The organism is Mucilaginibacter sp., from assembly GCF_041660805.1.
Lineage (GTDB): Bacteria > Bacteroidota > Bacteroidia > Sphingobacteriales > Sphingobacteriaceae > Mucilaginibacter.
The window spans coordinates 40,885-53,771 of record NZ_JBAZVP010000001.1 but is presented as its reverse complement, the minus strand read 5'-3'; the positions used below and the strand labels follow the sequence as shown (position 1 = coordinate 53,771).

16 protein-coding genes are annotated in these 12,887 nt (G+C 41.5%); 8 read left to right on the top strand and 8 right to left on the bottom strand.

From position 1 onward, the window contains the following. Positions 1 to 79 precede the first annotated feature (79 nt). Genes WC743_RS00305 through WC743_RS00285 form a run of 5 tightly spaced genes read left to right on the top strand, consistent with a single transcriptional unit; the run spans position 80 to position 5,968 of the window. A complete protein-coding gene (locus WC743_RS00305; protein WP_373009716.1) occupies positions 80 to 235 on the top strand; it encodes a hypothetical protein in 156 nt (51 codons plus the stop codon). Further along, positions 235 to 1,425 (top strand): hypothetical protein, encoded by a 1,191-nt coding sequence (locus tag WC743_RS00300; RefSeq protein ID WP_373009715.1) that lies wholly within the window; start codon positions 235 to 237, stop codon positions 1,423 to 1,425. Before WC743_RS00305 ends, WC743_RS00300 begins: the two co-directional genes overlap by 1 nt. Continuing rightward, the gene (locus WC743_RS00295) at positions 1,316 to 3,676 is read left to right on the top strand and encodes a ThiF family adenylyltransferase (RefSeq protein ID WP_373009714.1); all 2,361 of its coding nucleotides are present in this window, start codon (positions 1,316 to 1,318) and stop codon (positions 3,674 to 3,676) included. Before WC743_RS00300 ends, WC743_RS00295 begins: the two co-directional genes overlap by 110 nt. 1 nt (position 3,677) lies before the next feature. Next, positions 3,678 to 4,973, top strand: a complete 1,296-nt coding sequence (locus WC743_RS00290) for a patatin-like phospholipase family protein (protein WP_373009713.1) — start codon at positions 3,678 to 3,680, stop codon at positions 4,971 to 4,973. A gap of 5 nt (positions 4,974 to 4,978) precedes the next feature. Further along, a complete protein-coding gene (locus WC743_RS00285; protein ID WP_373009712.1) occupies positions 4,979 to 5,968 on the top strand; it encodes a ComEC/Rec2 family competence protein in 990 nt (329 codons plus the stop codon). A gap of 343 nt (positions 5,969 to 6,311) precedes the next feature. On the opposite strand, the gene WC743_RS00280 is transcribed toward WC743_RS00285, so the two are convergent. Then, complete coding sequence (locus tag WC743_RS00280; RefSeq protein WP_373009711.1) at positions 6,312 to 6,689, bottom strand: winged helix-turn-helix transcriptional regulator; 378 nt, start codon at positions 6,687 to 6,689, stop codon at positions 6,312 to 6,314. A gap of 113 nt (positions 6,690 to 6,802) precedes the next feature. Here WC743_RS00280 and WC743_RS00275 point away from each other — a divergent pair, with 113 nt between their 5' ends. The 3 genes from WC743_RS00275 to WC743_RS00265 all read left to right on the top strand — a co-directional run bounded on the left by WC743_RS00275 (position 6,803) and on the right by WC743_RS00265 (position 8,442). Further along, on the top strand, positions 6,803 to 7,408 hold the full coding sequence (locus WC743_RS00275; protein WP_373009710.1) for an FMN-dependent NADH-azoreductase: 606 nt from the start codon (positions 6,803 to 6,805) through the stop codon (positions 7,406 to 7,408). A gap of 315 nt (positions 7,409 to 7,723) precedes the next feature. Further along, positions 7,724 to 8,038: a hypothetical protein gene (locus tag WC743_RS00270; RefSeq protein ID WP_373009709.1), complete on the top strand. Its 315-nt coding sequence runs from the start codon at positions 7,724 to 7,726 to the stop codon at positions 8,036 to 8,038. Positions 8,039 to 8,115: 77 nt separating this feature from the next. Further along, positions 8,116 to 8,442, top strand: coding sequence for an RNA recognition motif domain-containing protein (locus WC743_RS00265; protein ID WP_373009708.1), 327 nt, complete (start codon positions 8,116 to 8,118; stop codon positions 8,440 to 8,442). Positions 8,443 to 8,675: 233 nt separating this feature from the next. Here the strand turns inward: WC743_RS00265 and WC743_RS00260 are convergent, their stop codons facing one another. The 7 genes from WC743_RS00260 to WC743_RS00230 form a co-directional block, all read right to left on the bottom strand. After that, a complete protein-coding gene (locus tag WC743_RS00260; protein WP_373009707.1) occupies positions 8,676 to 9,518 on the bottom strand; it encodes a PRTRC system ThiF family protein in 843 nt (280 codons plus the stop codon). Further along, positions 9,515 to 10,234 carry a PRTRC system protein B gene (locus tag WC743_RS00255; protein ID WP_373009706.1) on the bottom strand — a complete coding sequence of 240 codons (720 nt, stop codon included), beginning with the start codon at positions 10,232 to 10,234 and terminating at the stop codon, positions 9,515 to 9,517. The genes WC743_RS00260 and WC743_RS00255 overlap by 4 nt, the downstream gene beginning before the upstream one ends. Next, positions 10,231 to 11,190, bottom strand: coding sequence for a hypothetical protein (locus WC743_RS00250; protein ID WP_373009705.1), 960 nt, complete (start codon positions 11,188 to 11,190; stop codon positions 10,231 to 10,233). Before WC743_RS00250 ends, WC743_RS00255 begins: the two co-directional genes overlap by 4 nt. 17 nt (positions 11,191 to 11,207) lie before the next feature. After that, positions 11,208 to 11,387 carry a hypothetical protein gene (locus WC743_RS00245; RefSeq protein ID WP_373009704.1) on the bottom strand — a complete coding sequence of 60 codons (180 nt, stop codon included), beginning with the start codon at positions 11,385 to 11,387 and terminating at the stop codon, positions 11,208 to 11,210. A 122-nt stretch (positions 11,388 to 11,509) separates the two neighbouring features. Next, a complete protein-coding gene (locus WC743_RS00240) occupies positions 11,510 to 11,728 on the bottom strand; it encodes a PRTRC system protein C (RefSeq protein WP_373009702.1) in 219 nt (72 codons plus the stop codon). A gap of 11 nt (positions 11,729 to 11,739) precedes the next feature. Beyond that, on the bottom strand, positions 11,740 to 12,330 hold the full coding sequence (locus WC743_RS00235; RefSeq protein ID WP_373009701.1) for a hypothetical protein: 591 nt from the start codon (positions 12,328 to 12,330) through the stop codon (positions 11,740 to 11,742). Positions 12,331 to 12,353: 23 nt separating this feature from the next. Continuing rightward, positions 12,354 to 12,881: a hypothetical protein gene (locus tag WC743_RS00230; protein ID WP_373009700.1), complete on the bottom strand. Its 528-nt coding sequence runs from the start codon at positions 12,879 to 12,881 to the stop codon at positions 12,354 to 12,356. Between the last annotated feature and the right edge of the window lie 6 nt (positions 12,882 to 12,887).

Sequence of the window (12,887 nt, the reverse complement as noted above, 5' to 3'; positions counted from 1 at the left end):
TTCCCGAAGCGTTATGACGGAAAACTGAAAAAGGCTTGCCATAATGCCTTTCAGTATTTTTTATTTAATACATATAAGCATGGCAAAAAAAATTACTAAAAGTTATACAGGTACCAATGTTGCGCCTGTAAGCATCCCGTTCAACATTAACCCTGGCAATCGAATTGCCTTGGAGGTTAGTCATCCATTTAACGACCATATCGCTATCAATGATAGCAGAAAGGATACAATCTAATGGCAGTCGTTAAAAACTCGATCAAAGTTTACCCGGTTGGGAATGGCGATCAAACACTTATTACGTTAAGCGATGAAACTACTTTGCTAGTCGATTGCAATATACGTGAAGGTTGCAAAGGGGATGACAACAAAGAAATGTACGACGTACATAAAGATTTGTTAAGCTCCATCAAACGCAGGAATAAAATTCCATTTGTAGACGTATTTATTTTAACCCACGGTGACCAAGATCATTGCCGCGGTTTTAAGGCGAACTTCTATCAGGGAGATCCAAAAAACTATGGCGAAAAGCATCTAAAAGAAGAACTAATCATCATGGATACCATGTGGTTTTCTCCTATGATTGCTGAGCAGTACACCAATGATGATGAGGACGCTCATCAATGCGAAGCTGAACGAAGGCTAAAAATGCACAGAGAGAAACATGCTGAGAAAGATAATCCAGGCAACCGTATCAAAATTATTGGTTACGATAGCAATAAAGATTATAAGGATCTGAATCACCTGAGGGCTGTTCCAGGCGATATCGTATCACGTTTTAACGATAAGGATCACGATACGTTTTCTATTTTCATTCACGCACCGTTCAAAATTCACTTGGATTCAAATGAGAAGGATAAAAACTCTGCAAGTATTGTGTTTCAGGCCAGGTTTAAGGAAAGTTCAACCAGCAAAGACTTTTCATGTTTAGTGTTCTTTACAGGTGATTCGGATTATACCACTTGGGAAACTATTCTTAAACGCACGAAAAGATTTAAAAATGATGTGAATAAGAAAGCGCTAAACTGGGATATTTTTATAGCGCCACATCATTGCTCATGGACTTTTTTTAATCAACATCCGCAAGAAGATAACCCTGAACCGGTAGCGACTTCGCTTGAAGCGTTGAGTTTTAAAAACAAAGGGGCGAAGGTGGTTGCTTCTAGCAAAAAAATTAAAAATAACACCGATAACCCACCACATCACAAGGCGAAAGCCGAATATGTCAAGGTAGTAGGAGAAAGCAATTTTTTAAATACAAGTACAAATGATATGGACGGTGATACACCTCAACCCATCATTTTTGTACTTACGCCGAATGGGCCAACAAAATCGCCAAATTCCAAAATTGGTGGTGCGCTTACTTCGGGCGGTGGAGGTGGTGCTGCTTCAACGTTTATCAAACAAGGTTCACAAAATGTATTTTAGTGATGACCTTAAAATGTTTGGGGGGGAAATCCCCCCCAGCATTTTAGCAGCTATACAGAATATCAAAGCCTATTTCAATATGGCTGATGTAAGAGTATTGTCGTACGATGAAAATTCTGTTGTTCTGCCAGTGATCTTTAAAGTTTCAATACCGCCAAAAGGCGTGGTTGGAGGAATAGACATTAGTGGAGAAGAACCCGTATTGATTAAATTTCTGTTAGAGTATTACCCTAACGTTATGCCATCGATATTAAGTGATAGAAAGAATTTTCCTAAACGAGAGCTACCACATTTATATAGTACAGCCTCTAATGCCCCTGCAAAGCTTTGCTTAGTAAGAAATAGCCCGAATGAATGGTTTGCTAATAAAACTATTAAAGATTTTCTTTTAGTGGGGGAACAGTGGTTTTTTAAAGCAGTAACAGGTACATTGGTAGATGACGGCGATGAATTTGATCCTATAAGACTTGAATCTTATGGTGGCTTTAATATTTATAAATATCAAACACTTGAAGAAGTTGTAAGGCTTGATCAAAGATATGTAAACGAGCTTCCGATGGCTATTTGTTTAGGATGCGTTTATAAAAGTGATTTGGCCATTGATGATAGCTTAACTTATAAAACCATATCCGCGATACCATTTATCGGTTTACCTTCAGCTCTCTCTGTTACAAAAGAATATTATTCTAAGGGCGGGGTTAGAGGAATTGCGCATCCTAATTTCTCGCTATTACTTTGGTCCCCAATCGAAACTGCCGACGGAAGTTACGATACTCAGTTGCCTGAAAATTGGGGCCAGTTTAAAGAAATGCTCTCTTTAGCCGGAGTAGACGTAAAAAAGGCACTAAAAATATATCTTGATTCCAAACTTGATTTCAGAACGCACTTACCTATAATTTACGCGGTACACCGACCTAAAAAGATGGTGGGTTATGGCGGAAATTACGAGTTTTTTAATTTTTCAATCAGCTTATCTGAACTTAAAGGCGGCATACTCCCTGATCATGCAAAGGTTGCAAGTTTGTCCCACATCGAACCTTTTAGCAAAGAACTTGCAGGGAAATTGACAAATGAATGTCGCGACGCCAAAACTATATTTATAGGAGCCGGCTCTTTAGGATCAAAGATTATCATTCATGATGCGAGATGTGGAAAGTTGACCATTGGCGCGGTAGATGGGGATAAAATTTTACAGCACAATATAGTTCGTCATGCCCTGTACCAAAATAGGGTTGGTCAAAACAAAGCTGATGCAATTATCGCCGAAATCTCAGATTTCTATCATCTGGACACAACGAAAAATTTTAAGGCGTACCCACATGACTTAATCCTGGTAGACAAAGAAGAACTTGAAAAATACAACTGGCTCGTTGATACTACAGCCAGTTTCGACGTATTAAACTATTTAACGTTGTTATCGGCACCTAATGATTTAAAAATTAGTCGTTGTGAACTGGCTGACGAAGGCACATTAGGTCTTTTGTATATCGAAGGAGAAAGCAGGAACCCAAGGATAGATGATTTGGTCAACTTAGCCTATTTTAAAGCAACAGCTAATTATGATCTCCAGCAGTGGCGGTTAGGTGATGCGAAGCGAGAAATTACTAACGTTGATGTGGGGCTGGGTTGTAGCTCTACCACTACCGTGGTTTCAGATGATGTAATATCATTCCATGCAAGTGTGTTTTCAAAACTTTTAGCAAACGAAGCGAATAAGGCAGAAATACGTAAAAAGGGCTTTCTTTATATCAGCAAGTTTGATACTGAAGAAATTCCTGTGTTGCGTAGCGCTGACTATGATGTAGATGCCTTTGAAATATATGAATGTAACGCTGGAAGTGGGTGGCAAATACGAATGGTAAGTGGGGTCACAAAAGCCCTTTTAAAACAATGTGCAAAGAAAGGAAAACGTGAAACAGGAGGTGTTTTGGTAGGAGTTGCCAATTATAAAACACGCATCATACACGTTTTCGATTTTATAACTGAAACCCAAGACAGTAAAGGAACACCTTCAACTTTTTTAAGAGGAATTAAGGGGTTGCCTGAAGCAATTGATGACATAAAGTTAGTTACCGGTGGAATTATAGGATATATAGGTGAATGGCATACCCACCCAATGGATTTAGAGCACTTAAGCGGTACTGATAAAGATACGGTCGAGAAATTAGTTGCTATTAATAACAACATACCAATACCGACGCTAGCATTAATCGTAACAACTACTAAACTTTTACCATTTGTTTTTGAATGAGATGATTAGAAATAAAAGATTTGGTGTTGCGCTTTCAGGTGGCGGTTATCGCGCTGCTACTTTTCATCTTGGCACTTTGAAAAAGTTGCATGAGTTAAATTTGCTTGGGAAGATTGATGTAATGTCAACAATCAGTGGGGGCTCCATCACAGGAGCCGCCTATTGCTTAGACGGCGGTAAATTTGAAGATTTTGAAGTGAGAATGAAAAGCTTATTATCCACTAAAAGTGTTATAGGGTTCATTCTAAAATCATGGATTTTTATAAGATTAGCTTTATCGGGTGTTATAATTTTCGGATTCTTCATTTACTTGCTCTTTACAAATTGGGCGCCTCTAACGTTGGTGATTTTATTGATTTCTATATACGTATTAATTACCTATCAGTTTAAAATTTTCCCCGTCAGCAGTGTAATAGAAAAGGCATATGATGAATTTTTCTACAGAAAGGCAACTCTATCTATGCTACGTTCTCAGCCTGAAATTGCAATTGGATCAACTAACTTGCAAACTGGGAGGCAATTCACATTTTCCAAAAGAAAAATGGAAGATTCCAACTACGCTTATCGGCCGGTACCCATAAAATTTATTGGAGACCATTTCCCAATTGCGAGGGCTGTAGTTGCATCCTCATGCGTGCCATTTGCGTTCACCCCTGTTAGCATCGCAAAAGATTTTTTTTTAAATCAAGAACAATATGGCACCGTTGATCCACAATTAATTGATGGCGGAGTATACGATAATCAAGGCGTCCATAAAATAACTCAAAAAAATAGTTCCTATGCTTGCGAAATCATATTAGTTAGTGATGCGGGTAATAACTTACCACTCCAGGGATTATACAACAATACAATTACGCTTTTGCTGCGTACTGTCGAACTCTTTATGGGGCGAATCAAAAATTTTCAAATGATACAAAATATATATGAAAATTCAACCGGGCGTGAGGTTGCCTATCAGTCATTAGGTTGGGATTTAAACAGTTGCGTACCTGGATTTGTAGATAATATGATTTCTAAGAATCTTTTAATAGATGTCGTTAACGCCCATCACATACCAGAAGTATGGCAGGCTAACCCAAAACTATATCGCGCTGAAATTGAAACCTTACTCCATAACAATTGTAAGATAGAATCAATTATAACAGGTGCTTTATCTGCGGAAAATTTGAAAAAAATACGAACAATTGGGACGAATTTAATTCCAATAAAAGTAGCATTGATTGAAGATATGATTATTCACGCGAGCAAATTAACGGAACTGCAATTAAGACTTTATTGTCCTTCTCTTTTTATTTAAACAATATGGCTTTTGAAATTGAAATGTTATCAGTGGGTGCAGCAGACGCTATTGTCGTGCGATACTTCAACACCCACGACCAAGAAATAGTGATTTTGATCGATGCGGGTAACAAAGGTGACGGTAAAAAAATTGTTGATCATATTCAGAAGTATACCGATCAAAAATATATAGACCTGGCAATTTGTACGCACCCTGATGGAGATCATATAGGTGGCTTTTTTTACGTAGTTGAAAATATTGAAATCAAAGAATTTTGGATTCATGATCCCGCAAATCACAAAGTAGAAGTTCAAAAAATACGTGACGAACTTGGTTATGATAATGAAATTGAAAAAGCTCTAAAGTATGTATTTGAAAGTTTGAATTTCTCCGAAAGTTTAATTTCGTTGATTGATAAAAAGGGTATCAAAAGAGATAGAGAACCTTTTGCTGGATTAAAATATGAATATGCACCCCTTACGGTAGTAGGCCCAACTAAAAGTTATTACGAAATACTATTAAGCCGTTTTCGCGACATTAATCAACTATTTGAAGAAGAAAGTTTATTGATTAAAGCAGAAATTGGTGGAGAGCCAATATTTGAGTTATTAAACTCACAACAATTAATTGATAAAGACAATGATCGTTCCAAGGAAAACAACAGCAGTGTAATTTTGCTTTTTACGCCCCAAGAGGGCCGATATCTATTTACCTCAGATGCAGGTCCAATAGCGCTCAAAAAAGCGCATGATGAATATGATTTATCGGATTTAGATTGGCTTGATGTACCTCATCATGGTAGCAGATATAATATCAATTCAGAACTAATCAATATTTTTAAACCGAAAGTAGCCTATATATCTTGTGATGGATCAAAGCACTATCCAAATCCAGCAGTTGTCAAAGAATTAAAAAAAATAAATTGCAGAGTATATTCTACTGCTAACGGAACTAAACTACACCGTAAAGGCATTGCGTTACGCCTTGGTTATCATGCAACTGTGCCGTTATAGAAAGTGAGTTTCAGATTGATTTTAGTTCTTCAAATGAATATTTGTTAATGATGCCTAATTTGTCTGAAAAATATGTTGCAATTTCATCTTAACTATGAGCGATTGTTTTCAGGTATGATTTAGCGGGCTTATTGGCTTCTAAGATCTTGAGACCTCTTTACGCATTTCCATAACGTTAATTTTTAAGTGAAAAAATTGAATTAGGATGTCGACCTGATTTCTAACGATAAAATAAAAATGAATAAAGAATAAGCATATTTGCTTACTAGCAAGGCGGATAGCTATTCACTGCCTTTCCGTAATCAAAACGTTTGATGCACATAAGAAATATTTCCGGTCGTGCTCAAGGCTGTTTTCGCATGCTTAGTTTGACTTTATCCCTGTGCTGTTCACCCCATGTACTTAGCTCAACTAACACGCTTTTCAAAGTCAGACTATACTCGGTTGCTTCATAAATGATACTGACTGGTGTAGTTGGATAAACATTACGCTTAATAAAGTCATTCAATTCCAAATCTTTTAGTTCATTAGCTAATACTTTGGCGGATATGCCGGTTACTTCATGCTGAATCTCGTTAAAACGCTTTGATGATTGCACGAGGGAAAGGATCAAAGCGAGCTTCCATTTTCCATTGAGGACATATAGTGCATCAAGGACGTTCTTCAGTGAGCCTGCACATTCTGCCGGGCTTGGAAGCAGTTCATTTTTAATGATTTTCATTAAGGCAAAGATAATCACTTACCTCAACGTAAGCGCTTACCTTTGGGTAAGTACTCACTTTTTACCACCTGGTAACCATAGCTTTGCTTCATCAAATTAATCAAGTAAATGCTATGAAACATATTCTTCATTTAAAATCAAGTCTGCAAGGTGCAGCATCTTACAGCATTAAACTGGGCCATGCGATCGTCGAAAAAATCCAGGGCAAATATCCAGGTAGTACCTTGGAAGAATTAAATCTGGTCGAAAGCGAAATTCCGCACCTCACCCCGAATACCCTTCGTACATTATTTACTCCTGTTGAGCAGCTTAGTGAAGAGGATCAGAAATCCAATTACCTTTCTGATGAGCTGGTGAAGCAACTGCTAGCAGCGGATATTATCGTTATCGGTGCACCACTAATCAATTTCACTATCCATACCTCGCTTAAGGCCTGGATCGATCATGTTACCAGGCCAAGAATAACTTTTGGTTACGGTGAAGATGGTAGACCTATTGGACTGGTTGCCGGTAAAAAAATTTATATCGCCATGTCTTCTGGTGGTGTTTATTCAGAAGGACCAGGGAAAGCTAATGACTTCGTTGCTCCTTACCTAACGGCTTTCCTCGGCTTTTTGGGAATGACTGATTTAACGGTCTTCCGTGCCGAAGGGTTGAAAGTACCCGGCGTGAAAGAACTGGCTATGGAGAAGGCATTTGACAGCATAAAAATCGATTAAATCACATAAACAGCTATATAAAAAAATGGTAAAAAGACTAAAATTCAGCCCCTTGAGGGAATCGAATCCTAACTTAAAAGGCTATTTTGCTTAAATCATCCTTGAAATAATTCGATATTTGCCCAGTAAGGGATGTAATCAGATAAAGCGGATCGGGCGGAGTTATAGGGAAAATCTAAAAATATTTCGGGAAACCGCTGAAAATACTTTAGATTATATTTCAACTCCGTAAGCGGGTTAAGTGTTGCAAATCAGCGCCTTGGTATTGGTTTCTTAAAAATAAATGCCGAAATTCATTTATCAAACCGCCAGCACATGAAAACAATAGTTCGCTTTGAGTTCGATACGCAGTTATTTTACCCGGAATATGAGGGTCCCCAAAATATCATTTTTGAGAATCCACCACATATTCCGCAAACCGGGGATCCCGTAAATTTTAAGATCAGTGATTTTTTTAGTGATGAAAAAGTGATCAGGGCTTTTGAGGAGCTTGAAGACGGGAACTTATTTTATGCAGAGCGCCTCCAGGCTACATACAGCAGGGAGGAGATCGAGGTAATTGTTGTAGTTTATGAAGAGGCCATCTTTAAGGGGCTTTTTCCACATCTTTTTGCATCCACCCTGGTCTGACCTGCCGCCAACAGCCATGCTCGTTTTTTAATTAGAATTCTATTTTTCCGGCCAGATGGTTATATTACCCCTGATTTATGGCTAAGTTATTTATTGTAGGTTTTCCGAAAGAGTATCAACAGATCGCGCTTGTTGAATTATTCAGTATCCATGGCACTGTCAATACGGTCACTTTGGTGACTGATAGAGAAACCGGGCAGCCCAAAGGCTATGGCTTTATCACCATGAATGATGATGCCGGTGCCAAACGCGCGATTGCGGCACTAGACGGAACATCAATGGAAGGCCGGACAATCAGCGTTCGGTTCGCTGAGGAAAAGCCTGCCGGCAGGCCGGCAACAGTTAATCCGCGCAGGGATAACAGGATCTCGCCACAAAAGCCTAAACGTCCAAGGCGGAAATAGCCATTCGATTGGTTGGGTAGCCCTGTTCACCTGCTTAAACTAACGCTTGTATTTCCAAAAGGCAATTGAGGCATAGCCGGGATTTGACTTTTGGAAAGTCAAGCGTACCATCTGCCGCACTGCCTGTTGCGGATGCAAGGAGCAAGTGGCAGTGCGGCGCGCTTTTTCAGGTTTACAGCAGCAAGTTCCGGGCACACCCCTTACTCCTATCACGTTCAACCTGTTAAGCCGCATCAGGCGGCGGCTTGCTCTGCGTTTTCAGTTTGATCAAATACCACTTTTAGCGGCTGTGTCCTAAAGTCATGCAGGTTCAGAAAAAACCCGCGGTTTAATAAGATGCCTTCACGGAACAACTGCCATAAAAGCGAAGCGCCCATATTGGCTAAGGTGGAGTTGATAAACAGATCCTGCTTAGTGAGGGCTTCGGCTAAAGAACAGCTTGGCGTGTCATCGGTCGCATCCGCTGTTTCCAGTAAGCCTTTAAAAGTCTCGGTCACAAAGGGCAGGTTACCCACGGGCGCAAACTTTTCCGAGGCGGGTTGTTTGAGTTTCCCGATGGTAGAAAGGATAACCTGTCCCGTGTCTTTGCTGTTGCCTAAATCCATCCAGTAGAGCGGCTTGTTGCGCTCATAGCCCCGATAGTTCTTGTACTCCCCTAAGATTCGGGCGATTTCAAATCGGGCGGCGGCGTTATCCACGCAGGTAATATAAAAGTTGGCCTTGCCCCCATCCGGTAAATATTGGCGGGTTTCGGTGTCATAGCGTTTGGTAACCGCTTTCCAGTTCGTGCCGAAAAAGCGGTTGATACGGTTAACCAAGGCGACAGATTTATGTAAGCCTATTTCCGCCTCTGCAAAAAGCTGCCTCCCGAGGTTGGCAGGGCTGACGGTATCATCATCGTAAACAGTAACCATCAGACCGGGATAATCCAGCGCCAGCATGGCCTGGTTCATACGGGCAAGGCTGGTCAGCATTTGGCTGCCCGTCCCCCCTGCTCCTATAAGGTTTACGGTGATGGGATTGGCAGGGTTAACTAAATAACTATCGGTTATATGTACGGCGGTTAACGTTTTCATCTTATCAGGTTTTTGAGTTGGTATTTGGTTGCATTTAATACTTCGGTTGGAAATGGTGCTGCGGTGGCGGTCAGTTGTTGCCATAACTGCACGATATTGCCTTTGATGGGTTCATGCCCTCCTATCAAGTGGCTGAAATAGCTGTTAAAAAAGTAGTCCTGCCACAGTTCCATGAATTGCTCCAAACCGCAATCGTTCGGGATACGGATGCGCACGTTGCCCATGCATACCCTGCCATCGTTATATAGGTTGAAGAACGGGGCGTAAAACAGCGGTGTGGATTCCTGAAAAACAGTGTCCACAACGGCGAATACCTGCAGGCTTCCCTTGCCTGCTTTCCAAACCAATGCAGGAATATTTGCCAATGCCGATGGGATGCCCAAATTTTCGGTAAAGAGTAGTTTTACAGGTTGTGGTGGCGTGTGCCATATGACATAACCGTCCGCACCGCTGTTCAGGTGCAGAACATTGGAGGGCATCAGGCCTTTAGGCGTTAAGAATCCCTGTGCTTTCTTTTCATTTACCTGTAAAGCCTTAGCTAAGTTGTTGCTTTCCCTGACGGATAAGGGATGCCCGTTGATGGGGCAACCTTTCTCATCCATGTCGTAACTTTCGATATAGTAATCGGACTGGTGGCTCTCCCCTGTTTTGCACAGGATGATTAAGGCCTTTACCGGCTCGTACAGGTTTCCGAATGTGCCTGTTAATTCTTTCATGGTTTGCGGTATAAAAGGGTACACAAATCGTCTATCAGTCCGAACGCCCGTTGCTCATAGGCTAATTCATTGGTATAGGCGGGTTGCGGTTGGTTAAAAAAGGTGATAACCTCGGGTTCCTGATAACGGGCGCGCTCGTTAAAATCATCGTTGACCATACTTTTCAGGCGGTCACTCAGGTCGTCGTTCACGCTCCCGATAAAGGAGATATATTCATGCATGCCTACGTAGTTATCTTCATAATCCTCCGCCTCATAATCCTGTAAACTGGCATGCTGAAAAAGGTTTGCGTTTGGGAAATCCTTTCCTAATCGCAGGCAGGTTTGCGCCAAATCAAGGCAATCCTTTTCAAAGTCGGTAATAGCTTTGAAACCGGTTATCAGGTTGTCCAGACTTTGGCGAAAACCTGTTTCCATCATTTTAGCCTGCAGGAAATCACCCTGTATTTTGGCGTTTTCGAGCGCTGCCTTTTCGTGGGCGTATTCGTCATCTTCGCAATCGCCCCAATCGTCATTTATCCACTCTTCCAAAGCTTCGTAATTGTAATACATATAGGTATCGTCATCCCGATAGTAACTGATACCCGCATCTGCATAGAGGTATGCGCAAACGGCGGTCAGCAATTCGGCGCAGGGAATATGCGCCGGGTTTTGCCATAACTGGTAAACCGGCATAACAGGGATATAGTACAGGCAAAAATCCTCGTCAAACGTTTCTTCTATTGTTAAACATATTTCGCTGTTCTCCTGCCCGATAATATTCAGGTGGCGGTATTTGTCTTTCACCCGGAGTTTATGGTGCAATTCCCTTTCCGCCATCAGCAAATTATACGGGTAGGACAGGGAACGAAAATCGGTCAGTTCCAAACCGTAATGCTTTTCGAGGTAAGAACGGGATTTAAAAAAATCCCGTTCTGTAGCTGAACGTTCGGGCAACTCCCGTGCAGGTGCGTACATGGGCGTAAAAGGGTACCTTAAAAAACCATCGGCAACAGGTGCTGCGGGGCTGAGCGTGGCGGGTTTTGCCTTGCTTCCTGCGCATCGGGTAACCTGTCGAGGTCTGTGGCGAAGTGTGCGATTTGCTGATGTAGTTTCCATTGCGGTTGTTTTCGTTGTGGTATCAATCTGTTTTCAGTTTGCTTGTTTTCATTCATACTATTTGCTTTTTTTCGTGCTATGATTATTTCTCAATGGCACTCAAGAGCGCTTCGCCGTTTTAGGACAATGAAGCTACCATGAGTAATTAAAGTTTGGGGGCTGCTCATGGTGTTTATGGTTAACCTTTCGTGCCTATGGTCGATACAAATTCGTACTCCCTAAAATCGTCCTGAAATTCAGGGCCGACGATTTTGGCGGTGGTCAGTATGGCGTACAGGCCCGAAAAATGATTGCAAACCGCTTCGGGGCTGAAATCTTCGTTGGGGTCGGTCAGCCGTATTTTCTGGCCGTTCTCGGTATGGATAAAAATTCGTGGTAATAATTTTGTCTGTATCATGGCTTTGGGAATTAAGCGTTATAATCAATTAATACTTTTTCGTACAGGCCAGCCTGTTGCGTCAAATACTGCCTTTTCTTTTTCAGTTCATTTTCCTTGTTCGGGTGTTCTTCGACGGTTGGCAGGATGGTCAGGGCTTCAGAGAATTTGAACTTTTTTATCAGTTCGGTCACCTGCTCCATCGCTTCATCGTATAATTTCTTCTTTTCCTCTTTGCTGATTTTAGGCCCAGGCAGTTCGGCATCATCGGTTTTTTTGGTAGCGTTTGCTGCTGCCTGTGCTTTCTCCCTGTTCTTTTTGTCCTGCTCCAGTTTAGAGGCGGCTTTCGCTTGCTCGACACTTTTTAAATGGGCTTCCATATTGACCTGTAAGCCTGCGCTTTTGATGGTGGGTTCGGTAACCTTGTCAAAAAAACCCTCGTCCAAATCTTCGGCTGTACCTGAAAGGGTCAGCGGAACAATGAGGTTTACGGCCTTGTCGCCGCAGGAGGTATTGAATAATTGCGATACGATAAAACCGCCTTTATCGTCGGTGGTGATAACCAGTCTCCAAACCCCTTGGAGGTTCAGACTGGCGATATTCTGAAAAAAGTTCGTTGTCATTTTGGATGTTTTAAGGTGGATAATTACTGTTCGTCTTTAAGGATGATGAGGGCATGCCCTTTCATTCGGTAAATGAAAGCGCCATTGGATAGCAGGCTCCTGCGGGTGAGTTCCGAGCCCTCGTCGTCCCATTGGAAGTCAGGCAGGCTGTTCGCCCGTTTAATGAGTTCCTTATTGGACAGGTGCTTAAATTTGCGCTTGGTATATTTTGCCGCTTCATTCTCTATCTTTTTGAGATAAGAGATATAACGGCCTGTCAGGTCTAAGCCCCTTTTAAAGGTGTCCTTTGCGGCAATATAATTTTCCTCATAGAGGGTAATGTTTTGGGCGGGTAAATCAATCTCGTAGCGATAGGTGGCGTTGCTTCGCTGTTCGTCCATGGTGCAATGCTCCCTGATGAGCGCCATTTCTTTACCAACTTGTTTAAGTGATAAGAGCGGTAATAAAAAGTCCTCTACGATATAGCCCTGTTCGGGTGCGGTGCTGCTGTCGGCAACACATTTGATATGTTCGCCGTCGCTTAAAATGATATGAAGATTAGAGCGTGTCATGTTGAT

Bases quoted from the DNA above. Each gene is read 5' to 3' on its own strand.
- WC743_RS00305 (WP_373009716.1), top strand. From the start codon at position 80: ATGGCAAAAAAAATTACTAAAAGTTATACAGGTACCAATGTTGCGCCT.
- WC743_RS00300 (WP_373009715.1), top strand. From the start codon at position 235: ATGGCAGTCGTTAAAAACTCGATCAAAGTTTACCCGGTTGGGAATGGC.
- WC743_RS00295 (WP_373009714.1), top strand. From the start codon at position 1,316: ATGGGCCAACAAAATCGCCAAATTCCAAAATTGGTGGTGCGCTTACTT.
- WC743_RS00290 (WP_373009713.1), top strand. From the start codon at position 3,678: ATGATTAGAAATAAAAGATTTGGTGTTGCGCTTTCAGGTGGCGGTTAT.
- WC743_RS00285 (WP_373009712.1), top strand. From the start codon at position 4,979: ATGGCTTTTGAAATTGAAATGTTATCAGTGGGTGCAGCAGACGCTATT.
- WC743_RS00280 (WP_373009711.1), bottom strand. From the start codon at position 6,689: ATGAAAATCATTAAAAATGAACTGCTTCCAAGCCCGGCAGAATGTGCA.
- WC743_RS00275 (WP_373009710.1), top strand. From the start codon at position 6,803: ATGAAACATATTCTTCATTTAAAATCAAGTCTGCAAGGTGCAGCATCT.
- WC743_RS00270 (WP_373009709.1), top strand. From the start codon at position 7,724: ATGAAAACAATAGTTCGCTTTGAGTTCGATACGCAGTTATTTTACCCG.
- WC743_RS00265 (WP_373009708.1), top strand. From the start codon at position 8,116: ATGGCTAAGTTATTTATTGTAGGTTTTCCGAAAGAGTATCAACAGATC.
- WC743_RS00260 (WP_373009707.1), bottom strand. From the start codon at position 9,518: ATGAAAACGTTAACCGCCGTACATATAACCGATAGTTATTTAGTTAAC.
- WC743_RS00255 (WP_373009706.1), bottom strand. From the start codon at position 10,234: ATGAAAGAATTAACAGGCACATTCGGAAACCTGTACGAGCCGGTAAAG.
- WC743_RS00250 (WP_373009705.1), bottom strand. From the start codon at position 11,190: ATGTACGCACCTGCACGGGAGTTGCCCGAACGTTCAGCTACAGAACGG.
- WC743_RS00245 (WP_373009704.1), bottom strand. From the start codon at position 11,387: ATGAATGAAAACAAGCAAACTGAAAACAGATTGATACCACAACGAAAA.
- WC743_RS00240 (WP_373009702.1), bottom strand. From the start codon at position 11,728: ATGATACAGACAAAATTATTACCACGAATTTTTATCCATACCGAGAAC.
- WC743_RS00235 (WP_373009701.1), bottom strand. From the start codon at position 12,330: ATGACAACGAACTTTTTTCAGAATATCGCCAGTCTGAACCTCCAAGGG.
- WC743_RS00230 (WP_373009700.1), bottom strand. From the start codon at position 12,881: ATGACACGCTCTAATCTTCATATCATTTTAAGCGACGGCGAACATATC.